The sequence below is a fragment of the Nocardia sp. CS682 genome (assembly GCF_004634405.1).
GTDB lineage: Bacteria > Actinomycetota > Actinomycetes > Mycobacteriales > Mycobacteriaceae > Nocardia > Nocardia ninae.
Genome location: NZ_CP029710.1, coordinates 5,679,953 through 5,703,940 on the forward strand (window position 1 = coordinate 5,679,953; position 23,988 = coordinate 5,703,940).

The window sequence follows — 23,988 nt, forward strand, 5'->3', positions numbered from 1 at the left end:
TGAGAAGCTGTTACTGATCCCATCTGAGGGGAGGGGACGGGTATGACGACACCTGAAGGCGATACGCCACAGGAGTTTCCGACGGAATTCACGGTGACCTCGCTCACCGGCTCTATCGCGGTGCGCACCACCGAACAGGGCCTGCCGTTGGGCATCAAACTCGACCAGGACCAATTGCGACGCGCGCCGGAAGCCCTGGCAGCCGAGATCCTGCGGCTGTGCAAGCAGTCGGCGAACCGGGCCGGGATGGCGCGCCGCGCGCAGTTGAAGGAAGCGGGATTCACTCCCGAGATGTTGTCGATGACCGGCCTGCCCACCGAGCAGGAAGTCGCCAGACAAGAGATCATCGAAGAGCAGGAGTACGAGACCGAGCCGCAGAGCTGGCTTCGATCAGTCTGACTGGGACGGGGATTCGGGAGGTAGTCATGGTCGAGACGATGGACGAGTTGCTCGCGCGGGTGCAGAAGCAGATGTACCGGCTGCGCGACCTCAACGACGCGACCGCCGGGATCCTGGCGACCGAGACGTCACCGGACGGGGCGGTCACCGCCTCGGTGGACGGCAACGGTGCGCTGGTCGGGCTCAGCCTCGGCGGTGCGATAGCCAAACTGTCGCCGGCCGACTTCCAGAAGACACTGGTCGACACCGCACAGGCGGCGGCATATCGGGCCTTCGCCGAGCGCGCCGAGCTGGTCACGGCGTACAACGAGGAAAGCGCGGTGACGTGACCGGATGATGCGCACACCGTGACAGCGAAGTGTTGCTCCGATAGGTAAGGTTTGTCGAAACCCCATGTGGGGTTACGGGATTGGACGTCAGTCATGAATCACATTGAAGTTGTTCCGGATGCGGTTCGGGCCTACGGCTCTGCCTCGGCCGCGATGGCCGCGGGAGTCGCCTCGGCGGGCGCGGTGGACCAGGCGGCGACCATCGCCACGGTCGTGCCGGTGTTCGGCCTGATCGGCCAGGAGTTCCTCGCCTCATTCGCCTTCGCGCAGGCGAACCACCTGAGCTCGGTGGCCGAGCTGGCCGCGGTGCACGCGGGCACCGCGCTGACCGCGCATCAGGCGGCGAGCACCTACGAGGTCACCGATAGCGCGTCGGGCGCGGCCATCGGATCGGTCAGCTCGCAGTCATGACGACGCCCGGGGCCATCCCACCGCCGGGGGCGGAGCCACTGGATCCGACCGTGCTGGATCTGTTGCGCGGCAGTGCCCTTGCCCCGATGCTCGATCAGCCGGTGAACGACATCCTGCACAACATGGGGCTGCCGAACCTGCCGGAGATGCCGTCGTTCATCCAGCTGCCGGAGATGCCGCCGCTGCCGCCGCTGGATTTCACCGCGCTGATGCGGCCGTTGACCGACCTGGCCGCGGCGTTCGGCACCGGACAGCTGGGCGCGCCCGCACCGGCGCCCGCGCCCGCGAATGCCGCAGGCTCGCCGCAGAACGCGGGGGCGCCCGCGCCGGACCCGACCCAGCTGTTGTCCGGCATCTCGACCGTCATGCAAACCGTCATGCAGGTCGGCACATCCGCGATCCAGACCGCGATGTCGGTGTGGCAGGGCATGGCGGCGATGGAGGCGGCGAAGAAGGCAGGCGAGGCCCAGGCGGACGCAGGCAAGCTGGAGGCGCAGAGCACGGAAGAGAAGGTCGTGCTCACCGAAGCGGCGAGCAGCGTCTTCACCGGCGCCGGTCTGATGTCCGCGGTGGTGGCGAAGTTCTCCGCCACCCTGGCCGCGGCACCGCTGTACGCCGCAACCCCTGCAGGACAGGTGTTTCTGGCCGCGTCCGCGGTCGAGGCGATGGCCGAGGCGATCGGCATCACCGTCAAGACCAAGGGTGAACTGCTCGGCCACAGCGGCACCATGACCAAGGCCGGGACCAAGGTCCCGATCACCAACGCGCCCAAGGGCGTCGCGGGTGCCGGCGGTGCCGACCAGCTCAGTCAGCTGATGAGCATGGTCACACCGCTGATCGGCACCGCGACCACCGCCGCACAGTCGCTCGGTCAGCTCGCCCAGGCGAGCTCGGCGCTCAGCGCGCCGAAGACGGTCGACTCGAAAGTCCATGAGGGCGTGGGACTTTCCGATGAGGAGAAGGCCAACGCGGCGGCTGCGAGCGCAGCCGGTGTCGGCGGCCCCGGCGCCTTCGCCGGACCCGGCCCCGGCGTTGCCGCCGCACCTGCCGCTCCGTTGAACCCATGGCAGGGCACCCGGGTCGCCAGCGGCTCGGTCGGCTCGATGAGCGGGCTGACCGGTCTCGGGTCGAGTTCGGTTGCGCCCGCGTCGATGTCGACCGGCGGTACCACCGGTGGCAGCGGCGGAATGATGCCGATGGCCGGTGCTGGTGCCGCGGGTGCCGGAATGGCCAGGGACGGCGAGTCGACCAGCGATTCGCTGCGCGGCCAGATGGTGACCAGCCAGCACGGCGACGAAGTGGTCGGCCGTATCGAGGGGGTCTCGTTGCCGGTGGTCGGCGCGGCCGACAGCACTTCGGAACCGCCGCCGGACAAAGAACTCACGCTCTGACCGATTAGGAGAATCTCATGGGTGCTGACGGGATAGGGGACGCATTCGCGAGCGTCCAGTTCGACCCTGCCGCGGCGGGGAAGGCATCGAATGGCCTGGACGTCCTCGCCGATCGACTGGCCGCGGATCTGCAGGCCGCCGAGGAGGCGTTGACGATCCAGCCTGCTGGAGCCGACGAAGTCTCCGGCCGGGCCGCGCAAACCGGGAACGAGGTCGCCACCTCGTACCTGGCGAGCGCGCAGGCCAGCGTGCAGGAGATGCGAAAGCTGGCGGCCACGTTGCGGATGCACACCAAGGAGTTCAGCCAGATCGAAAGTGACAGTGTCGCGGACTTCGACGCCGCGGGCGGCAGAACCGCCTGAGGCGAAGTCCACTGGAAAGGCCTGTCTTGGAAGGGCACAGCGCAGCAATGATCGAACCACCGAAGCCTGGGTTCACCGGCGTGGTGTGGGAGGCTCGGCCGCCGGAGCGGCTCGCGCAGGATCTCACCACGGGACCGGGCTCCTTGCCGATGGCTGAGGCAGCCGCCGAATGGGCGCGGCTCGCCACGGTTTTCGGTGCGGCGGTGCTCGAGTACGAGCAGGTCCTTGCTGCGCTGCGCGGCGCATGGCAGTCCGGGCGTAGCGGCGAGGTCATGGAGAAGGTGTCCACCCTGCGCCAGTGGCTGGTGGACGCGGCCGCGACCGCCAGCTCGAACGCCGCGCGCCTGCAGGCGCAGGTCACCGCGTACGAGGTGGCCAGGCTGGCCATGCCGAACACCGCCGAGATCGAGAAGATCAAGCAGGTGCAGCAGGCGGTGGAAAGCGTGGGCGCGATGCTCGGCGCACCGATTCGGGCGGTCGCCGCGGACAACGAAGCGGAAGCAGACGTCGCGAAAGCCGTTGCGTCGCGGGTGATGCGCAGCTACGAAACGGCCGCCGAGCCGCTGGCGACGCCGTGGCAGCACCAGGAACCGCCGAAGATCGCGCCGGAGCAGGCGTGGATCGCCGAGCAGTCCGCCGCCGCGGCAGCGGCTGCCGCGCCGAAATCCATGCCGGGTTTCGCGGGCGTGCCGGTCGGGTCGTTCGCGATGCCCGCCTTGCCGCCGCGGGAGCTGTCCGCCTACCGCGCGCCGGTGTATTCGCAATCCACCACAACCGCCGAGCCGGTGGCCCGCAGCAGCCAGGTCGGCACGACGAGCGCGACCGGCCAGTCCGCGCCGGTGGCCCCCGGTGCGATGGGTGCGGCAGGCGCGTCCCAGGATTCGACCAGGTTCCCGCGGGCCAGCCTCGCTGGTGAGGCCGACCAGATCGGGCTCGAAGGCGAAATCCAAGCTGCCCCAGCGGTGCTCGGCGGTACCGAGCCGGTGGCCAAGGCGCCCACCGAGACTCGGACCGAGTCCGGCGGTGCGCCGTGACCACGCTGACCAACGACGCGCTGCTCGCCGTCGCCGACCGGATCGGCGTGCAGACCCTGCCGCTGGCCTTATCGGTGGGGCCGCAGCAGGATTCGTACGAGGAATGGCAGCGGGCGCAGGAACACGCGGTGGCCACGCTGACCGACGACGGCCTGATCGACGCGCACGGTGAAGTAGACGCGGAGCTGGCGCTCACGCTGTTCACGCTGGCGCTGCCGGAGCAGGAACTGGTAGCGCGCATCTACACCGAGCACGGTTCGCGCCGAGTCTGTGTGGTGCGCCGCGGGCATACGCACGCGGTCGCCGTCCGCTCCGGCGACGACTTCGATGTGCGCCAGGTGTGGACCGACGGCTCGGCGACCGATCTGGTGCGGCCGCTGCTCGCCGCCATGGATCCGTGTCCCGCCGCCGACATTCCCAATTTCAGCGTCCCCGCCGCGGAGCTGGCCGAGCGGCTCGACTCGGCCGCGACGGCCAGTGAGCTCACCGACGCTCTCTATGCCCTGGGTGCCCCCGATCGCGACGCCACCAAGTTGGGGCTCGCCTTCGGCGCAACGCACGCCTACGCCGAAATCGTGGCGTGCACCCATGAGGACGGCGTGACCAGAAGGGCACCCGGCGCAGTCGCCGTGTACGACACCGCCCGCGGGCGGATCGTCGCCGCGCCAACGGTCTCCCCGGATCAGCAGGTCTGGTCCACGGTCACGCCAGGTACCGACCACCGGGTTGCGCAAGCAGTCGCCACGTTGATCGAGGGACTGCCCGGGGGGAGGTGGCTGCCTCAGTAGTACTCGGGTGGCAACTTCGGTTGTCTCGGATATCAACGAGACCGTTCGTCTAGGAACGGTCCTCACATATGACGAAAGGTCAAAGAAATGTCACTCACCTCTCTCGGTGGCTCGGATAAGGCTGTTGGTGTCGAGGCCGGCGGTATCGACTCGGTCGTCAGCGATCTGGAGACCGCCATCAACAACCTCCGCACCTCGGTCAAGGAAATCGACCAGGCCGCGCAGGATGTGCTGAAGGGCTGGAAGGGCGACGCGTCCTCCAAGTTCGTCCAGGTAGCGCAGGACTGGCACGACGAGGCCGAGGACCTGAACAAGCGCTTCGACCTGTTCACCCAGGCCGTCAATGAGGGCAAGAGCAAGCTGCAGGCCATGGACCAGGCCTGATCGGTCTGCTCCGCTCTGTTTCACCATCCATCGTTCGAAGGAACTGAAAAATGACCATCCTTTACGATCCCGTAGCCATGAACGCGCTGTACGACGACCTGCAGACCTACGGCGGCAAGATGAAGGGCGAGATCGACTCGTTCACGCAGGCTGCCAGCAACTTCCACGCCAACCTGGCCGGTGAGCAGGCCAAGGCGGGTTTCGACGCGCAGAACAAGAACCTGCTCGAGGGGCTCGAAGACACCCTGACGAAGCTGGACGCCCTCGGCGCCCAGGTGGAGAACGCGCTGCAGCGTGCGCTCGAGGCCGATGGCAAGGTCGGCGACGGTTTCGCCGCTTTCTGACATGTCCGTCACCTGACGGCCGACCGGAGCATCCAGTTCCGGTCGGCCGTTTCGGTTTTCGGGTCAGCGCGCGGCGAGCGATTCGCCGATGTAGTGCATCTCGTCCGGCGTGGTCACCATGAACACGGTCGCGCTGGCCGTGGCGGTGCGCACGGTGATCCGGTTCGGCGCGTCCGGATCCTGGATCAGCGTGACGTCGGCGTCGATCGGTGCAGGCGGCTGGTCCGGGGTACGCACGTGCACGATGGTGGCGCCACCGGCGTGCGCGGTCGGCGCGATGCCGTCGAAGACGACGACCGTGGTGCTCGGGTAGGGCGCGGCGGGCAAGGGTGGCGCGGCGGGCGCGTGATAGCTGGCGCCCGCCGACCGTGGTGCGATCGAGATCACCTGCGGTGCATCGAGATTGGTCACCATGGTGTGCCAAGCGTCGGGCCGGGCGGTATGCACGATGGCGTGCGCGCCGAGCGCGGTCGCCCGCAGGATCACCTGCTGGGCCAGATCCAGGTTGCCGATCACCTCCAGATGCCGGGTGCCCTCGCCGACCAGCGGCACCGCGATGCCTTGGCCGAGCTCGTCGGCGCCGATCAGCTGTCCGCAGCCCGCCGTCGGCACCGCGATATCGGTGAGCGCGGTGATGGTGCCCCGGTACCCGGTGTCCGAGCCCCAGCGGCCCGCCGCCCCGATCGGCAAGGTGTCCAACAGGATTCGCATCTGATTGCCCGGCAGCTCACGCAGGCCGGGCAGCGGCGGCTCCTCCGGCTCGAAGGTGGTGTCGAACCGGACCACGGCATTGAGCACCACGGTGCCCGCATGATCGGCCCGGGTGTCGTGCCGGTGCGCGCCGGGCCGCAGCCGCAGGGTCACCGTGGTGGACAGGCTCTGCACCGTCCAGATATCGGCCAGGCCGCGCGGGCCGACCATGTCCGCGCCGATTTGATAGTGGGTGAGGTAGCGGCCCTGATACTCCAGTGAGCCGGGCGATTCGGTGAGCTGGTCGAGCTCGAAGCCGTGCGTGAGTTCGCGGACGGCGCTGTTCATTTCGGCGGCGGTCAGCACCGAGGTGGCGATGTCGTGGGCGGCCAGCCGGTTCGCCACCCGGCGGGTCGCGATCATCGCGGTGCGCAGGGCGCCGGTGCCGCCGCCCCCGCGCTTGTCCACCGCCTCGGCATTGGCCAGCGGATCCAGCCGCAGCACCAGCCAGAGGGTGCGGTGCGCGATGGCGGGCAGCGGGCCGAGAATGCGGTCGTACAGGTGCGAGATGATGCCGGTGCCCGCCGTGCGCGCGCCCGTGCTCACGATGTCGACCCCGGCCAGCGTCAGATCGAATTGATCGAGGCAGCGGGCGATCTCGGTGAGCGGCAGCAGTTGGTCGGTGCTGAGCGAACCGCGGCGAAGCAGCGTCAGCGCGTCCGGCGGCGGGTCGATCCGCAGCATGGTGAGCAGCAGCTCGCCGTCCCAGCGCACCCCGTAACCGCCGCCCTCGCTGAACGGCACATCGAAGGCGGGCGCCTGGGCCAGCTGGTCGGCGGGGCGCAGCCCGCTGCGCCGCCTGGCCAGTGCGCCGCCGATCCGCGCCGCCGGGGTGCGGCCCCGCATCGGGATCAGCAGCAGCACCGCGAGCGCGGCGCCGGCGCCGATCGCGCCCCACAGCGACTCGGTGGTGGCGAGGATGATCCAGGCCAGCGTCGCGGCCAGCACCACCACCGGAACGAGCACCCGCAGCGGATAGATACGGAAGAGCCAGAACTCAGGGTCACGCAGGGTGTCGTAGGCCGAGGGCCGGTCGGCATTCCGCGTCGAGGCGCCGGTGCCTTCCGCTTCGGTCGCCCCGGCGGGCCTGGTCTCGTTCACACTTGTCGTCACCGCGTAAGTCCCTGTCTGCCACCTGTTCGGCCACCGCCGATGGGCCATGAATTCATCGGTTCAGGGCCGTCCTGGAATTACGGTACCGTGTCGATGAAGATGGTTCTCGACAGTTCGATGGAGACCTTGTGCCGGCACAGCTGACTACCCGAGCCCAGGTCAACGGGTACCGATTCCTGTTGCGCCGACTGGATCACGCGCTGGTACGGCGCGATGTGCGGATGCTGCACGATCCGATGCGGTCCCAGGTGCGCTCGCTGTGGGTCGGCGCGGTGCTGGGGATACTTATTATCGCCGGTGCGGCCATTCTGAGCTTCCTGCGGCCACAGGGCGCCATCGGTGACGCGCTGATCGTGTCGGGTAAGCAGAGCGGCGCACTGTATGTGGTCGTGGAGTCCGACAACGGCAACAAGACACTGCACCCCGTCCTGAACCTCGCCTCCGCCCGCCTGATCACCGGCAGCAATGCCGAGCCGCACGGCGTCAAGGACAGCAAGCTCAACAGCATGCCGCGCGGCCCGATGGTCGGTATCCCCGGTGCGCCCAGCGCGCTGCCCGGGTCATCGCAGGGCTCTCGCTCGGAATGGTCGCTGTGCGAGACGATCCCGCTGTCGCAGGGCGGCAGCGCGGCCTCGGCCACCGGCGGCACCACCACCGTCATCGCGGGCCGCCCCGCCCTCGGCGATCGGATCCGCACGGTCACCAAGGACGAGGCGCTGCTGGTGAAGCGCAGCGACAAGACCTACCTGGTCTACGACGGCAAGCGGGCCGAGGTCGACCCCGCCAACTCGGTGCTGATCCGTGCGCTGAACCTGACAATGCACCGCCCGCGCCCGATCGGCACCGGAATGCTCGGCGCCACCACGGAAGTCCCCGCGCTCACGGCCCCGCAGATCCCGCAGGCGGGCCAGCCCGGGCCGGGTCCGTTGTCGAAAATCCCGGTGGGCGGCGTTATTTCGGTGCGCGATGTCGGCGACGGCAAGCCGCAGCTGTACGCCGTGCTCGCCGACGGGCTGCAGCCGGTGAGCCCGTTCACCGCGCAGGTGATCCGGTTCGCCGACTCGCACGGGATGAGCGAGATCCCGACCATGCCGCCGGACGTGCTCGATCGGGTGCCGGTGGTGCATGTGTTGCCGGTCAACGACTTTCCGGTCGAGACCCCGAAGATCCTGAACGCCGAAGACGCCCCGGTGGCCTGTGTGGCGTGGTCCAAGACGCCCGGCACCGCCCCGGCCAACCGCAAGGCCGACGCGGGTGACGGCCCGGCCGAACGCGCCTCGATCACCCTGCTGGCCGGCGTGCGCGTGCCGATCGCGGAAAAGGCGAAGACCGTTGCACTGGCCACCTCCGACGGCACCGGCGACCGGGTGGACGCGGTGTACGTCCCGCCGGGCAGCGGCGAGTTCGTTCAGGTGACCGGCATGGGCCCCGGCAGCCCGCGGCGCGGCAGTCTGTTCTACGTCGCCGACAACGGTGTCCGCTACGGCGTTCCGGATATGGAGACCGCCGGTGTGCTCGGCCTGGGGGACACCCCGCGCCTCGCGCCGTGGGCCATCATCGGCCAGATGGTGCCCGGCGCGACCCTGTCCGCGAAAGAAGCGCTCACGGCACGCGATCAGCTGCCGCTGGAGCCGCCGCAATAGTCGGCACGGTCAGCAGGGCCAGCGCTCAGCTCATCGGGCGCTGGATCCGGTGGCGCAGCTGAGTCCCGTTGTGCGCCAGGAGAACAAGCGCTCAGCGCAAGTCCGTGGAGCAGCCGGGCTCCGTAGTGCTCGGTGGGTAACGGCTGAGCGCGCGGGCTCGTGGAGAATCCGGCCGTGCAGCCGTCAGACGGAACGCTCAGCCTGTGCGGCGCTCGGCCTTACCCGCGGTTCAGCCGGTGAAGCCGACGTTCAGCGAGGCGAGAATGCCCGTGAGTGCGGTGTGCATATCCGGCGCCTCGATGCGCATCAGCATCGACTCGTCGATATTGGCCAGGTCCAGCGTCTCGTCGTTGGCCAGGCGGAACTCGCGCTCTTCCTCGGCGGCCTCGATGACGTTGCGGATGAACCGGCCGTTACCCGCGAGGTCGACGCCGCGGCGCGGTTGACCGCTCTGGTCGGTGCTCTGCATCGAGTAGAGCTGGGTGCAGGCCTTGACGAGCAGCTCGTGCGCCTCGTCGGACAGCTCCGAGTCCCGCTTGTGCGCGATCACCTTGCCGATCTCGCCGAGCTCGTCGGGTGTGTAGGACGGGAACTGCACCCGCTTGGAGAACCGGGAGGCCAGACCGTCGTTGGCGGCGAGCAGGCGATCGATCTCGCCGTCGTATCCGGCGATGATCACCACCAGCCGATCGCGGTCGTTCTCCATCCGGGCCAGCAGGGTGTCGACGGCCTCACGGCCGAACGAGTCGCCGCCTTGCAGACCGGTTTGGATCAGGGTGTAGGCCTCGTCGATGAACAGCACGCCGTCCATCGCGCTGTCGATCAGCGCCTCCGACTTCACCGCGGTGCCGCCGAGGTGCTGGGCGACGAAGTCGACGCGCTTGGCCTCGACCACCTTGTCGGTCTTCAAGATGCCGACGCCGCAATAGATCTTGGCGACCACGCGGGCAATGGTGGTCTTACCGGTGCCGGGCGGTCCGGTGAAGGCCAGGTGCTGACCGCGCGCCCCGGCGGCCAGGCCCTTCTCGGCCCGGATCTTCGCCATCTGCGCGCTCGACTGCAGCTTGGCCACCTGGGTCTTCACCGAGGTCAAACCGATCTGGGAGTCCAGTTCGGCGCGGGCCTCGGCGAGGATCTTCTTGGCCCGGTCCTCGGTCTCGGCCTGCTCGAGCTGCTTCAACGATGGCGCGGAGGCCGGATCCCACTTGTCGGTGCGGGCGTCGATCGTTTCCCGGGAGGTGACGCTGATCCGGTAGGTGCGGTCGCGCATCGCGGTGGTGTTCGCCTCGAAATCCGGTGCCTGCGAGTACACCTTCTCGAACAGGCCCTGCGCTACTTCTTCGTTGCCGGATTCGCGCAGGCACAGGCCGCGGCAGAACATGGCGGTGGACCGGGCCGCCGGAATCGGGCCCGCCTCGGCCTGTTCCATCCGGCGGATCGCCTCGCCGAACAAGCCGAGCTGCGCGCACGCGGTGCCGACCATGACGTTCGCACCGGCCGCGAGATACGGATCGTCCCACTCGGCGGACCCGGCCAGCACGGTCATCACATCGGGCCAGCGCTGGGTGTTGTAGTGCAGCACGCCGCGGACGTAGGCGCAGATGCGGTTGTCGATCTCGCGATCCGGGTCGCTCAGCTGGGACCTGCGGTGCGCGTCGAGATCGTTGAGCACCCGCTCGGCCTCGTCGTACTCCTTGTCCGCGATGAGTTGCGCGGCCCAGGCGAGCCAGATCTCGGTGTAACTGGCCAGCGGGTAGTCGATGTAGAGGCCGGGCAGGAACCGGCCCGCGAGCTCACGCGGCCGCAGTCCGAGCCTGCGCTGCTCCCGGTACAGCGTGCTGGTGCTGGTCTTGTGCATGTTGAACAAGACGTCCTTGGTGAGCTCACCGGCGGCCGCGCGGCCGAGCCACGCGTCGCACATGGTGGGGTCCCACTCGGTGGCGCGCTGGAAGGCCAGCTTCGCGTACTCGAGGTCGCGCGCGGATTCCTGCCCTTCGATGGACAATCCGAGCGACAGAATTCCGGCGTCGAAGGCGCGTTGTGCTTGGCGATTGCCGGTCATGGCTGTCGGACCCCGAAGTCTTCGTTCGTAGTAGCGGATAAGTTCTTTATGCCCCCCAGACTACCGATCGCGCAGTGCCTGGTCTGTCCGTTACATTAGGTTCAGCTGCCGGGAGGTTGCAACGCAAGTGTTGTCTACATGAGAGTCTGACTGTGTCTGAGTCGTTCGCTCAGAAGACGTTCCATGCAGTGCAATTGGGGCGTGAACAATCGCCAGTGGAGAGGCCGGGGGTCCGGGGTCGTTGATCGAGTCACCAACCAGTGGCACACGTGCCGCTGAGCCCGAGCTGAGTCGAGTATCCGTCATCGGCGGCAACACTCAGCTCGATGTCGGGCTGCCCGCAACCGTCCCGATCGCCAGCTTCATCGGCGATCTGGTGGCGTTGATCGAGTCGCGCAATCCCGAGCAGGTCGACGCCGAGGACGACTCGGTGCCGCTGCAGGCCCAGCACTGGACCCTGGCACGCGTCGGTCAAGAGGCCTTCGCACCGAGCCGCACACTCACCGACGCGGACGTGCACGACGGCGAACTGCTCGTGCTCCGTTCGGTCACCGCGAAGGAAGCGCCCGCGCTCTTCGACGACGTGATCGACGCGGTATCCCGGCTCACCGCCGAGGAGTTCCGCAGCTGGACCGGTAACTCCGCGCGCTGGATGGGCCTGGTCACCTCCGTGCTGACGGTGCTCACCGCACTGACCCTGCTGGTGATCTCGCGCGGGCACGGCGATCCGCTCGCCCCCGCGTTCGTACTGTCGGCCGCCGGTATCGGCGCCTTCGTGGCCGCGGGCTTCGCCGCCCGCAAATACCTGGATCCGACGACCGCCACCTGGTTGTCGCTGGACGGTCTGCTGCTCTTGTTCGGCGGTGCCGCGCTTTTCGTGCCCGGCGCGCTCGGCAGCGCGCATCTGCTGCTCGCCTGTTCGGTCACACTGGTGGCCGCGGTGCTCGGCTATCGGCTCATCGGTAGCGGCGCCACCCTGTTCTCAGCCGCGGCCGCGGCCAGCGTGATCGGTGGTATCTCCGCTGCGGTGTATCTCGTCTGGCATCCCGGCCTGCCGAAGCTGTCCGCCGCCCTGGTGGTCGTCGGCGTCGCGATGCTGTCGATGGTGCCGCGCATGGCCGCCGGCCTCGCCCGGCTGCCGATCCCGCCGGTGCCCACCGCGGGTGCGGCGATCGACCCGGCCGATCACGAACAGCGCCCGACCATCGAGGGCATCGGCGCGATCGGCGCCACCGCACTGCCGTCGGCGGCCGGCCTCGGCGAGCGGGCCCGTGCGGCCAACCAGTACCAATCCGGCCTGATCATCGCGTGCACGTTGAGCGCGGTGATCGGCGCGTTCGGCGCGGCCGACCCGCTGGGCGCCGCCCGCTGGCAGGGCCTCACGCTGGCCGTCGTCACCGGAATCATCCTGTGCCTGCGCGGCCGATCCTTCGCCGATCTCACCCAGGCCGCGACGCTGATCGCAGGCGGCATCGTCATCTTCGTGGCGCTGATCCTCGGTACGGCCATGGGCGACACGGACTTCGAGATGTTCGGCGTCGGCCTGCTGGTCGCCTTCGCGGCGGGCACGGTCGGCTTCGGCGTGATCGGACCGCACATCGAGGTCACCCCGGTGACAAGGCGGATGATCGAGATCTTCGAATATCTGCTGATCATCGCGCTGATTCCGCTGGTGCTCTGGATCATGAACGTCTACTCGATGGCCAGGAACATATGAGCGCGGGCAGCCATGAGACCTCGTGAGCGCAGCGAGCGATGAGACCTAGCGCCTTCCGTCGCAGCCTGTTGCGGATGGCCTGCGTCGCCGCGGTGATCGGCCTGGTGGGTGCGCCGGCGCCGCCCGCCTCCGCGATCTCACGGCCCGTCATCGATCCGGGTGCGCTCGCCATCGCCCAGGCGCTGAGCGGCCGCCCCGCGCCGTTGGAGCCGACCGAACAGCGCGACCTGTGCGCCGAGCCCGCGCTCACCGGCCCCCCGCCGAACGAGCCGCCGATCGCGCAGCGGGTCCTCGAGCTGCCCTCTGCCTGGCAGTTCAGCAGGGGCGCCGGGCAGAAGGTCGCGGTGATCGATACCGGAGTGAACCGGCATCCGCGATTGCCGTTCCTGCAGACCGGTGGCGACTATGTCTCCGACACCGACGGCAGCGTCGACTGCGACGGGCACGGCACGCTGGTGGCGGGCATCATCGCGGCCCAGCCGAGTCCGGGCGACGCGTTCGCCGGTGTGGCGCCCGAGGCCGAGATCCTCACCATCCGGCAGCTGAGCCTCGCCTACGAGAAGAAGGATCGCGCGGGTGACCGCGCGCCCGGCGCCATCCGCGCCGACGGCTACGGCAGCGTGCTCACCCTGGCTGCGGCCGTGGTGCGCGCGGTCGACCTCGGCGCCACCGTCATCAACATCTCCGAAGTAGCCTGCAGCCCAGCCGGTTCCGATACCGCCGACTCTTCGCTCGGTGCCGCCGTGAAGTACGCCTACGACCGCAATGTCGTCGTGGTGGCCGCCGCGGGCAACGTCGAGACCGATGGGCCGTGCAAGAACCAGAACGAGGGCACCGGATGGGGCGCGGTCACCACCGTCGCCAGCCCGGCCTGGTTCTCGCCGTATGTGCTCGCGGTGGGCTCGGTGGACGCCGACGGTAAGCCGTCGGACCTGTCGCTGCACGGACCGTGGATCGGGGTCAGCGCGATCGGCCGCAATATCGTGTCGCTGGACAGCAAGCCGGGCGGCGTCGGCCTGGTCAACGGCGTGCAGACCACCGAGGGCATCCGTCCGGTGGACGGCACCAGTTTCGCGGCGCCGTACGTCGCCGGGCTGGCGGCCCTGGTGCGCTCGCGTTTCCCGCATCTCGATGCCCAGCAGGTGATCGACCGCATCGTGCGCACCGCGCAGGCGCCGGGCACCGGCCACGACGACGCGATCGGCGCGGGCCTGATCGATCCGCTGGCCGCGCTGACCGCGCAACTGCCCGATCGTCCGGTGAACGCCGGCGCCGATGTCGGGCGGGTGATCGCCGCGCCGGTCATCCCGCCCGGTCCCGACCCTCGGCCGCGCCGGATCGCGGTGATCGGCTCACTGACCTGCCTGACCGCCCTGGCCATCGGTATCGCGGTGGCGATCCCGTTCCGCCGCAGACGCAGGGAGATCGACGCCGAATACGACCCCTAGCGGCAGGCTCCGCGCCGACCGCAGACAGCTCGACCGATCGAAGGACTCATGGCTACCGAAGGTTTCGTACGACGCCCCCGGATAGCGCCGCCCCGGGCACCCGGTGGTGAGGTGGCGTTGACCGCGCCGCCGGAGATTCCGCGCGCGCTGCCTGCCCCGCTGATGATGAAGCTGATGCCGGTCGTCATGGTGGTCGCGGTGATCGGCATGATCGCGATGATGGCGATGATGGGCCGCAATCTGCTGGCCAATCCGCTGTCGATGATGTTCCCGATGATGATGCTGATGTCGATGGTCGGCATGATGGCGGGCTTCCGCGGCGGCACGGGCAAGCGCGCCGTCGAGCTCAACGAGGAGCGCAAGGACTACTTCCGCTACCTCGATCAGATCCGTAAAGACGTGCGGCGCACCGGCAGCAAGCAGCTGGAGACGCTGGCCTGGAGCCATCCGGACCCGGCCGACCTGCCCTCGCTGATCGGCACCCGGCGGATGTGGGAGCGCAGGCCCAACGATCCGGACTTCGGCCACGTCCGCGTCGGCATCGGCAGCCACCGGCTGGCCACGAAGCTGGCCAGGCCGGAGACCGGTCCGCTGGAGGACCTGGAGCCGGTATCCACCGTCGCGCTGCGTCGCTTCGTGCGTACCCATTCGGTGGTGCACAGCTTGCCGACCGCGGTGTCGCTGCGCGCCTTCCCCGCGATCAATATCGGCGGCCCGGCCGAGGACGCGCGCATGCTGACGCGTTCGATGCTGATGGAGCTGGTCACCTTCCACGGGCCGGACCATCTCGCGGTCGCCATCGTCTGCGCGGACCCGGACGGGGCCTGGGGCTGGGCGAAATGGCTTCCGCACCTGCAGCATCCGACCCTGCGCGACGGCATGGGCTCGGCCAGGATGATGTACACCTCGCTGGGCGAGCTGGAGACCGCGCTGTCGGCCGAGCTGATGGAGCGCGGCCGGTTCATGCGCAACCCGCAACCCACCCAGGGGCGGCTGCACCTGGTGGTGATCATCGATGACGGGTACGTCAACGGCAACGAACGACTGATCAGCGAGTCCGGACTGGATTCGGTGACCGTGCTCGACCTCACCGCACCGGAGGGTGGTCTCGCGGCGCGCCGCGGCCTCCAGCTGGTCGCCGCGGACGGCGACGTGTCCGCCCGCAGCGCGGCGGGCGTGGAGAAGTTCGCCACCGCCGACGTGGTGAGTTCGGCGGAGGCCGAGGCGTTTTCCCGGGCACTGTCGCGGTACCGGCTGGCCACGGCGGCCCAGATCGTCAGTCTCGGTGAGGGTTCGACGGCCGACCCGGGCCTGATGGCGTTGCTGAAGATCCCGGACGCGGCGCAGATCGATCCCGCCAGGGTATGGCGGCCGCGCACCGCGCGCGAACGGCTGCGCGTGCCGATCGGCATCACCCCCGACGGCACGCCGGTGGAGATCGACATCAAGGAGTCGGCCGAGAACGGCATGGGCCCGCACGGACTGTGCATCGGCGCGACCGGCTCGGGTAAATCGGAGTTCCTGCGCACGCTTGTGCTTTCGCTGGTCACCACGCACTCGCCGGACGCGCTGAACCTGGTGCTGGTCGACTTCAAGGGTGGCGCCACGTTCCTCGGGCTGGATTCACTGCCGCACGTCGCCGCGGTGATCACCAACCTGGAAGAGGAACTGTCCCTGGTAGACCGCATGAAAGACGCGCTCGCCGGTGAGATGAACCGGCGCCAGGAACTGCTGCGGTCGGCGGGCAACTACGCCAACGTCACCGACTACGAGAAGGCGCGTGCCGCGGGCGTGCCGCTCGATCCGCTACCGGCGTTGTTCGTCGTGGTCGACGAGTTCTCCGAACTGTTGTCGCAGAAGCCGGATTTCGCCGAGTTGTTCGTGATGATCGGCCGCCTCGGCCGCTCGCTGCACGTGCACCTGCTGCTCGCCTCGCAGCGGCTGGAGGAGAACAAGCTGCGCGGCCTCGAGTCGCACCTGTCCTACCGAATCGGTCTGCGCACCTTCTCCGCCAACGAATCGCGCGCGGTCCTCGGCATCACCGACGCCTACCACCTGCCGAGTGTGCCTGGCGCAGGCTATCTGAAGAGCGACGCCTCAGATCCGTTGCGGTTCAACGCGAGTTACGTGTCCGGTCCCTATGTGGCGCCGGTGGGCACGGTGACCGGCGAGGACGGTAGTCCGGTCGGCGGCCAGCGGCCCGCAGTGTTCACCGCCGCGCCGGTCGAGCTGCCGGAACCGGTGGAGGAAGATTCCGCACTGGATCTGCCGCCGTCGCCGTCGAACCCGCTGCTCGAACTCCCGCCGCCGCCGTCGGCGCTCAACGCGCCCGGTCCGGACGAAGGCATCCCGGACTCGCTGCTCGACGTGGTCGTCAAACGCCTGACCGGGCACGGCCGCCCGGCGCACGAGGTGTGGCTGCCGCCGCTCGAGGAGTCCCCGACGGTCGACATGCTGCTGCCCGACCCGGACTGGCGCTCGCCGGTCAACCGGCACGGTCAGCTGTGGATGCCGATCGGCGTGATCGACAAGCCGTACGAGCAGCGTCGTGACGTGCTGACCATCAGTCTGGCCGGCGCCCAAGGCAATGTGGCGGTCGTCGGTGGTCCGCAGTCGGGCAAGTCGACGACCCTGCGCACCATCATCATGGCCGCGGCGGCGACCCACACCCCGCAGCACGTGCAGTTCTACTGCCTCGACTTCGGTGGCGGCAGTATGGCGGGCCTGGTCGGCCTGCCGCACGTCGGCTCGGTGGCAGGCCGGCTCGACAGCGACCGGGTCCGGCGCACCATCGCCGAGCTCACCTCGCTGATGCGGCAGCGCGAGGAACGGTTCGCCGAACTCGGTATCGAGTCGATGGCGGAGTTCCGGCGGCGCAAGTTCGCCGCGGCGGCGCATGTGCCCGACGGCGCCGCGTCGGCGGGTAATCCGTTGGCCGACGACCGATTCGGTGACGTGTTCCTGGTGATCGACGGCTGGGCGGTGATCCGCGAAGAGTTCGACGTGCTGGAGCCGCAGATCACCGCCATTGCGGCACAGGGCTTGTCGTACGGCATCCACCTCATCATCGGCGCGTCCCGGTGGGCCGAGATCCGGCCGGTGGTCAAGGACCAGATCGGCACCAGGCTCGAGCTGCGCCTCGGTGATCCGACCGACTCGGAGATGGGGCGGCGCACCGCCTTCCAGGTTCCGGTGGGTCGTCCGGGCCGCGGTCTCACTCCGGAACAGCTGCATATGCTGGTCGCCTTGCCGCGGTTGGACTCCAACTCCGATCCGGAATCGCTGGCCGACGGCGTCACCCTGGCGCGTCAGGAACTCGCGGAGTTGCACGCGGGCAGGCGGGCGCCGGAGGTGCGCATGCTGCCGCTGCAGTTCAACCGCGACGACCTGCTGGCCATCACCAGGGAACAGGGCATCGAGCTCAGCCCGACCAGGGTGGTCGTCGGTCTCGGCGAATCCGAATTGCAGCCGCTGGTCCTGGATTTCGGGTCGGATCCGCACTTCATGGCCTTCGCCGACGTCGAATCCGGCAAGACCACGCTGCTGCGCAACATCGTGACGGGCGTGGTGGAGAATTCGACGCCGGATCAGGCGAAGATCATCATGATCGACTACCGCCGCACCATGCTCGGCGTGGTCGAGGGCGAACACCTCGCCGGGTACTCCACCTCGTCGCAGACCTGCGGGCCGATGATCGCCGAGGTCGCGGAGTTCCTGTCCAAGCGGATCCCGGGTTCCGACATCACCCCTCAGCAGCTGCGCGAGCGCAGTTGGTGGGAAGGCCCGGAGATCTACATCGTGGTCGACGACTACGACATGGTGGCCACCGGCGGCATCAACCCGTTCGCCGCGCTGATCGAATACCTGCCGCAGGCCCGCGATATCGGCATGCACTTCGTCGTCACCCGCCGCATGGGTGGCGTGTCGCGCGCCCTCTACGACCCGATCATCGGTGGCCTGAAGAACCTGTCGGTGGACACGCTGGTCATGAGCGGCTCCCGGGACGAGGGCAAGATCATCGGTGAGATCCGGCCCAGCAAGCTCCCGCCGGGCCGCGGCACCTTGGCCTCGCGCAGCAAGGGCCAGGAGATGGTGCAGATCGCGTATATGCCGCCTACGCAGTAAGAGTGGGGCCGCCGCCGAGTCGGTTCGCCGTGGCGAGCTGCCGACGCGGTGGTGGCTCGGCTGGCGATCACGCGCGGTACGGGTCAGTTGTTGGGTTGGCCCGCAGCGAAATTAGCAGTGGGATTGGGTGGGACCAAGCCGAGGTTCGGGGTGGTCCCGGTGACGCGGGCGGCGGGGACCGTGACCGCGGCGTCGAAATCCCAGCTGTCGGCGCGACGTTCGAACAGGGCGCGGGACGGACCGGTCGCTATCGGGCCTGCGATGCGCGCGAAGTGGAAGCCCGCTCTGCGGTAGTAGTCGTGCAGTTCGGTGTTGGTGGTCCAGGCGTCGAGGCGGACCCAGTCGCGCTCCTGTTGGCGCGCAAGCCATCCCGCGTGGGCGAGCAGTCGTTGGCCGATGCGCTGCCCGGCGAAGCGGAGGTCGACGATCATGTAGTGGACGATGACCGCGTCGGATAATTCCCACGGCGACCACAGCCCCGGGTCGGCATGGCGGTTGACGGTGATCGTGCCCGCGGGCTCGCCCGCAACCTCCGCGATCCAGGTCTCGCCGGCGTCCATCGACCGGCCGACCGAGCGTGCGAAGATCTCGATGGGCAGGCCACGACCCGCGACCGTCCACTGATCGGAGCCGCGCGTGGTGAGCCATGCGGTGCGCTGCAGGCGCAGACGGCAGATCACGCCCAGATCACCAATTGTCGCCTGGCGGAGCATGATACTCATGCCGTCGCGATGCCCGGTCCGTACGGCACGCCCAGGGTGCGCCCGATGACGGCCAGTCCTTCGGCGTCGCCGAGCTGGTAGGCCAGCCGGTTACTCGCGGCGATGGAGCGGTGCCGGGTGGCCCTGGTGACCCGCTCGTGGTTGGCGCCGATCCGCAGATGGTCCAGCAGGATCGTGCCCGCCGCCACGCCCAGCACGGTGGCCTCTTCGGCGGTGGCGGGCCGCGCCGTCAGCGTGTCGCGATGGGCGGTCTCGGCGTGCCCGCTGACGGCCAGTCGGCGGGTGGTGCCCTCCGGAATGTCGTGCGGCGAGTCGATTCCGGTGGCCTCGGCCAGGTCTCGTGGATAGAAGCTGACCTCCCAGGACCACGGCTCGTTGTCCAGATACTGGACGACCGTCCTGGCCAGCACCCAGGAGTCTTCGGGCACGCCGAGCCACAGCGCGACCGAAGGACCCGCAGGCTCCATCTTCGCGCTGAACTCCTTGGACGGCGTCCGGTGCGCGGCGCGCGCGATCTCCTCGAAGATATCGTGCGGCGACTTCGGCCGGTCGTGTCGGATATGGTCGGTGACAACTGATTCCAGAACTTCCTGGTTTCGCACGATGGTGCCGCGGGAAGTCGCTGTGTAGACGAGATTTTCGGTGACCAGCACCTGAATCGCGTTGCGAGCGGTGGTAAGCGAGACCTGCATGTGCTCGGCCAGCTCCGTGTGGCTGGGCAACCGATCACCCGGTTTCCACTTGCCTGCGCGGATCTCCTCGCGGAGGAGGTCTGCGATCCGGTGGTACGTCGGACCGTCCGCCATCTTGCTCCTCGGTTGGTCGTGCAGGTAACGAAGTGTACTCTTCGTGACTTCCTACGGCCCGGTAACGCTTGACAGGTGCCTTCAGAGGTTTATTGTAATGAACGTCCTGATCCGGTGTTGTGCGGCGATGACGGCGAGGCAACGTGGCAGGTTCGGATACAACAGTCGTAATGGCGCTTCCCGGCACTTTGCGGTGTGCCGATTCGGTGGTGCAGTCACATGCTCCTGGACTGCTTCCCACCTCGGATCTACTTGTTCGGGCGTGTCGTGGACACCGCGTGGTCGGCGGTCCGTTGCTCTGGTTCGCCCGCGATCTCGCGGTGCTGCACGAGCGGCGACTGGTCGGCCGCGGTGGTTCGGTGGACACCGACCCGACGGTGGTCCTCGAAATCGAGCGCCGCAGAGTCGAATTGGTCATGGCCATCGATGACTGGGTCGCACGCAGTGTGCCCCAGCACCGGCTCGGTGCGACCCTGCACACCGAGACCGTCGGCGCGGTCATCGACCGCCTCGCCGAGTCCTCGGTGCGCGCGCACCACGCGCTGATGACCCTGGACGCACACGACGAAAGACTGCACGGCGCTTGGCATCACCTTGCCGAACTCGCCGATGCCTACGACGATCTCGTCCGCGACATTCTCGCGGGTCGGCGTCGTCTCCCGGAGTGGTAACTCCGCACCAGTCGCCAGACCGCTAGCCCGCGAACGGTTTTCGCGGTCGCGTCGGGGGAGGCCGAGTAGTCAGGCGCCGGCTATGTGGTCATCTGGTTGTGGTTGCGTTGTCGGGCATTTCGAGCCGAGCAGAGTCATATGGTCGCTGCTGAAGATTTCTTGGCGACCATATGACTCTGCTCGATCAGCAGCCCAAGGCCTGGCAACTCAGTTGTCACGTGACGGTGTGACACGGGGGTGTTTCAAGGTTGGTAGCGGCGGTGATCGGTGGCGAAATCGTCGGCGATGGTGGCGGCGAGTTCGACGTAGGCGCGCTTGGTGTGTTTGTGCAGGCGGTGCAGATCGATCTCGGCGCCCTCGGACATGTGCGCATCGAACGGGATGATGTGCACGGCGCGGCAACGGGACAGGAAGTACTCCCGCAGCTGTTGGATGCCGACATTCGGTGATCCGGCGCGCGGCGAGTTGATCACCACCACCGCGTTACGGACCAGGTGATCGTGTCCGTGCAGCGACAGCCAGTCCAAAGTCGCTGCGGCACTGCGGGCGCCGTCGATCGCGGGGGAGGAGATGAGCACCAGTGAGTGGGCCAGATCCAGCACGCCCGACATCGCCGAATGCATCAGTCCCGTACCGCAGTCGGTCAGGATGATGTTGTAGAAGCGCTGCAGGATCCGCGCGACCGCACGGTACTCCTCCTCGCTGAACGCCTCCGACGCCGCCGGATCGCGTTCGCTGGCAAGCACTTCCAGGCGACTGGTGGCCTGCGAGGTGTGCCTGCGGACATCGGAGTAGCGCTGGATCGACGGGTCGAGCAGCAGGTCGCGCACGGTGGACCTGGTCTGCAGCGGCACCCGCTGCGACAGCGTGCCGAAGTCGGGGTTGGCGTCCACCGCGATCACCCGGTCGCCGCGGATCGACGCGAAGATCGAGCCGATACCCATTGTGGTGGTGGTCTTTCCGACACCACCCTTCAGGGACAGTGTCGCGATCCGGTAGTCGCCGCGCACGGGCTGGCGGATCCGGGCGACCAGCTCCTGCAACCGCAGTTCCTCCGCGGACAACCCAGGATTGATCGCGCCACCGGACACGTGATGCACGGCCTTACGCCAGCCGCTGCCGGGCGACTTCTTGGCCCGGCGCATCGGCACATCGTCCAGTGATGGCGGCGGCCCCGACTGGTATTGCACGCCCGGCTGGTACTGACCACCGACCGGTCCCGGCGGACGACCCCACTGGCCCGGCGGCTGCGGCGGTGCGGGCGGTGTCCCACCCGGCGCCTGGCCACCTACCTGCGGTCCGGCGAACCCGCCTGGCGCACGCGAAGCACCCTCGGGCGCCTGTGGTCCCGGCTGTTCGTTGCCTGGTGCTTGTCCGCCCGCGGACGGTGCTGTGTGGGCTGGGGTGTGGGCTGCTGGTGCAGCTTGGTTGTGCCATGGAACGCCGGGTGCGGGCGGGCCGGGCTGCTCGTTGCCAGGTGCTTGTCCGCCAGCAGATGGTGCTGTGTGGCCTGCTGGTGCAGCTTGGTTGTGCCATGGAACGCCGGGTGCCGGCGGGCCGGGCTGCTCGCTGACCGGTGCTTGCCCACCGGCGGATGGTGCTGTGCGGCCCGGGGTTTGGGCTGCCGGTGTTGCCTGGTTGAGCCACGGGACGTTAGGTGCGGGCGGTCCTGGCTGTTCGCTGCCGGGTGCCTGCCCGCCGACCGACGGTGGCCGACTGACGGATTCGTCTGCCCACACCGGTGCCGCAGCGTTGCGCCACGGCTCGCTCGGCGCGGGTGGTGCGGGCTGCTCACTGCTCGGGGCCTGACCGCCGGTCGGGGTCTGACCGCCGGTCGCCTGCGGCGGGTATCCGGTCGGGCCGCCAGGTCCGCTCTGATTCACCGGTGCGTACGGCCCAACCGGCGGCTGCGGGAGGTCATTCCGGGGTTGCGGCTGCGCGCCGGGCCGCTGCGCAGACTCCTCGGGCACACCCGGAAGTCCGTCGATCTCGGCGGGCAAGCGGTGTCGCCCGCTGGCGGACGACCGGGTTGCTCCGGTGTTGGAAGAGGGCACCCAACCGGGTGCCTGCAGCGAGTTGTCGCGTTGTGGCTGACCGGATTCCGGGCGTTCGGTGCCCGGTGTGGCAGGTTCGGCCGGTCGGGCGGGCAGCGGCGGTACCGCGGTACCGTTCGCACCTGGTTGAACGGCACCCGGGCCGCGCTCAGGCCCGCCGACGGTATCGCCGGGTGCCGACTGTCCCGCTGCCGAGGTCGGGCTCGACGGTGCCGAACCCGCGGCCGGCGCACGACTCGGCAGTTCCTGACCCGGCTGGGCGGCCGGAGGTGTCGTTGCACCGGCAACGTGCTCCGCGCCCGGCTGCTCACGAGGGGTTGCTTGCGGCGCACGTCCCTGCGGACCGGTTACGGCCGCCGCCGGGGGAACGGCGCTGTCACCGGGCGCGCGGCCTTGATCCTGCGGCCCGGGACGGGCGGGTGGCGCCGAAGGCGTCGGCGCGCCCGGTCGTTCGGCGGCGTTGTCGCCCGGTGGCCGCGATACCCGGCTCGCGGCAGGCGGTTCTTGTCCGCGTGCCGGTGCGTCCGGTCGTGGCTGCGGTGTCTGTTCTGCGGACGGAGCCGTCGACGAGCCGCCTTGCGCCGGTGGAGGATCGGGCAACGGCGGAGGATCCGGCAGCGGTGGCCGACGTGGCGGTGCGGTCGTCGCCTGCTCGGGCCGCGGTCCGGCCAGCCACGGCGGCGGGCCATCGGGCTGCGCGTAACGCTCCGCGGGTGCCTGTGGCGCATTGGTCGAGGCTTGCGGCGGCGCGTCCGGAATGGCGGTGGACGCCTGCGGCGGCGGATCCGGGAGTGCCGGTGGCGGCGGCAGATCGGGCCGGGCGGGCTGGTGCCGGATGGTCGGGTCGTTCGAGACGGGCGGCTCGGTTCCGGCGCGGCTGCCCAGCGGTTGGAAGGCCGGGGGCGGCGGGCCGGGGTTCCGGGTGGGCAGTCCCTGTGCGGGTCCGCTGGTGCGCTGCGGCGGTGCCTCGGTACGCGCAGCCGGTGCCTCCGGACGCTGCGGCGGTGTTTCGGTACGTTGCGGCGGACCGGCCTGCCACACGTCATCCGTGCGCGGTTGGACGTAGGCATCCAGTCCAGGCTGACGCCACGGGTCCGCGCGCGGGGTATCGGGCTGCGGTGGCTCCGGCGAGCGGGAACCGGCATCGGGTGTGCGACCGTGCGGGCCGGCCTCGGGCTGCTGCTCTTCGGTGGCCGGGCTGTCGTTCTTGTCCCGGCGCCAACCCTTGCGCTTCTTGTCTTGACGTCGGCGGCTGGGTCTCTCGTCGATCACGTCGTCCGAGGGAAGGTTCTGCACCGGCGCTTCGTAGCCGACCTGTGTGACATCACTCTCGGATAGCCACGGCGGCAGCATGGGGAGGCCGTCATTATTGCGGCTCAACACATCCCCCTAGATCTGCTCGACCCTCTAATACCTGGACAGCGGTCAGTTTACG

At 69.0% G+C, this 23,988-nt stretch carries 19 protein-coding genes; 14 read left to right on the forward strand and 5 right to left on the reverse strand.

The annotated features are described in order from the left end of the window. Positions 1–42: 42 nt before the first annotated feature. From DMB37_RS25475 to DMB37_RS25515, 9 genes are all read left to right on the forward strand, one after another. Positions 43–399 (forward strand): hypothetical protein, encoded by a 357-nt coding sequence (locus tag DMB37_RS25475; RefSeq protein ID WP_135234829.1) that lies wholly within the window; start codon positions 43–45, stop codon positions 397–399. A gap of 26 nt (positions 400–425) precedes the next feature. Beyond that, on the forward strand, positions 426–728 hold the full coding sequence (locus DMB37_RS25480) for a YbaB/EbfC family nucleoid-associated protein (RefSeq protein ID WP_135234830.1): 303 nt from the start codon (positions 426–428) through the stop codon (positions 726–728). Between the two features lie 93 nt (positions 729–821). Continuing rightward, positions 822–1,139 carry a type VII secretion target gene (locus DMB37_RS25485; RefSeq protein WP_107654187.1) on the forward strand — a complete coding sequence of 106 codons (318 nt, stop codon included), beginning with the start codon at positions 822–824 and terminating at the stop codon, positions 1,137–1,139. Next, positions 1,136–2,530, forward strand: coding sequence for a hypothetical protein (locus DMB37_RS25490; RefSeq protein WP_135234831.1), 1,395 nt, complete (start codon positions 1,136–1,138; stop codon positions 2,528–2,530). The genes DMB37_RS25485 and DMB37_RS25490 overlap by 4 nt, the downstream gene beginning before the upstream one ends. A 17-nt stretch (positions 2,531–2,547) precedes the next feature. Further along, positions 2,548–2,892, forward strand: a complete 345-nt coding sequence (locus tag DMB37_RS25495) for a PE domain-containing protein (protein ID WP_135234832.1) — start codon at positions 2,548–2,550, stop codon at positions 2,890–2,892. Between the two features lie 47 nt (positions 2,893–2,939). After that, a complete protein-coding gene (locus DMB37_RS25500; protein ID WP_135234833.1) occupies positions 2,940–3,926 on the forward strand; it encodes a PPE domain-containing protein in 987 nt (328 codons plus the stop codon). Beyond that, positions 3,923–4,714 (forward strand): ESX secretion-associated protein EspG, encoded by a 792-nt coding sequence (locus DMB37_RS25505; RefSeq protein ID WP_135234834.1) that lies wholly within the window; start codon positions 3,923–3,925, stop codon positions 4,712–4,714. The genes DMB37_RS25500 and DMB37_RS25505 overlap by 4 nt, the downstream gene beginning before the upstream one ends. An 87-nt stretch (positions 4,715–4,801) precedes the next feature. After that, positions 4,802–5,098 (forward strand): WXG100 family type VII secretion target, encoded by a 297-nt coding sequence (locus tag DMB37_RS25510; protein WP_135234835.1) that lies wholly within the window; start codon positions 4,802–4,804, stop codon positions 5,096–5,098. A gap of 50 nt (positions 5,099–5,148) precedes the next feature. Next, positions 5,149–5,442 (forward strand): type VII secretion protein EsxR, encoded by a 294-nt coding sequence (locus DMB37_RS25515; protein ID WP_135234836.1) that lies wholly within the window; start codon positions 5,149–5,151, stop codon positions 5,440–5,442. Positions 5,443–5,505: 63 nt separating this feature from the next. On the opposite strand, the gene eccE is transcribed toward DMB37_RS25515, so the two are convergent. Next, entirely contained in the window at positions 5,506–7,305 is a 1,800-nt protein-coding gene (eccE, locus tag DMB37_RS25520) for a type VII secretion protein EccE (RefSeq protein WP_240771652.1), read from the reverse strand. A gap of 128 nt (positions 7,306–7,433) precedes the next feature. Between eccE and eccB the strand changes: the two genes are divergently transcribed. Next, the gene (eccB, locus tag DMB37_RS25525; RefSeq protein WP_135234838.1) at positions 7,434–8,948 is read left to right on the forward strand and encodes a type VII secretion protein EccB; all 1,515 of its coding nucleotides are present in this window, start codon (positions 7,434–7,436) and stop codon (positions 8,946–8,948) included. 229 nt (positions 8,949–9,177) lie between these two features. Here the strand turns inward: eccB and eccA are convergent, their stop codons facing one another. Beyond that, complete coding sequence (eccA, locus tag DMB37_RS25530) at positions 9,178–11,010, reverse strand: type VII secretion AAA-ATPase EccA (protein WP_135234839.1); 1,833 nt, start codon at positions 11,008–11,010, stop codon at positions 9,178–9,180. 241 nt (positions 11,011–11,251) lie between these two features. Between eccA and eccD the strand changes: the two genes are divergently transcribed. Genes eccD through eccCa form a run of 3 tightly spaced genes read left to right on the forward strand, consistent with a single transcriptional unit; the run spans position 11,252 to position 18,300 of the window. Then, complete coding sequence (gene eccD / locus DMB37_RS25535) at positions 11,252–12,727, forward strand: type VII secretion integral membrane protein EccD (RefSeq protein ID WP_135234840.1); 1,476 nt, start codon at positions 11,252–11,254, stop codon at positions 12,725–12,727. 38 nt (positions 12,728–12,765) lie between these two features. Continuing rightward, positions 12,766–14,175, forward strand: coding sequence for a type VII secretion-associated serine protease mycosin (mycP, locus tag DMB37_RS25540; protein ID WP_305036209.1), 1,410 nt, complete (start codon positions 12,766–12,768; stop codon positions 14,173–14,175). Between the two features lie 48 nt (positions 14,176–14,223). Next, the gene (eccCa, locus tag DMB37_RS25545) at positions 14,224–18,300 is read left to right on the forward strand and encodes a type VII secretion protein EccCa (RefSeq protein WP_135234841.1); all 4,077 of its coding nucleotides are present in this window, start codon (positions 14,224–14,226) and stop codon (positions 18,298–18,300) included. An 83-nt stretch (positions 18,301–18,383) separates the two neighbouring features. Here eccCa and DMB37_RS25550 read toward each other — a convergent pair whose 3' ends face one another. After that, on the reverse strand, positions 18,384–19,022 hold the full coding sequence (locus DMB37_RS25550) for a GNAT family N-acetyltransferase (RefSeq protein WP_135234842.1): 639 nt from the start codon (positions 19,020–19,022) through the stop codon (positions 18,384–18,386). Continuing rightward, on the reverse strand, positions 19,019–19,828 hold the full coding sequence (locus DMB37_RS25555) for a GntR family transcriptional regulator (protein WP_107654201.1): 810 nt from the start codon (positions 19,826–19,828) through the stop codon (positions 19,019–19,021). The genes DMB37_RS25550 and DMB37_RS25555 overlap by 4 nt, the downstream gene beginning before the upstream one ends. Positions 19,829–20,106: 278 nt before the next feature. Between DMB37_RS25555 and DMB37_RS25560 the strand changes: the two genes are divergently transcribed. Continuing rightward, positions 20,107–20,499 (forward strand): DUF4254 domain-containing protein, encoded by a 393-nt coding sequence (locus DMB37_RS25560; protein ID WP_107654202.1) that lies wholly within the window; start codon positions 20,107–20,109, stop codon positions 20,497–20,499. A gap of 242 nt (positions 20,500–20,741) precedes the next feature. Here the strand turns inward: DMB37_RS25560 and DMB37_RS41425 are convergent, their stop codons facing one another. After that, positions 20,742–23,933 (reverse strand): MinD/ParA family protein, encoded by a 3,192-nt coding sequence (locus tag DMB37_RS41425; RefSeq protein ID WP_240771653.1) that lies wholly within the window; start codon positions 23,931–23,933, stop codon positions 20,742–20,744. Positions 23,934–23,988 lie beyond the last annotated feature (55 nt).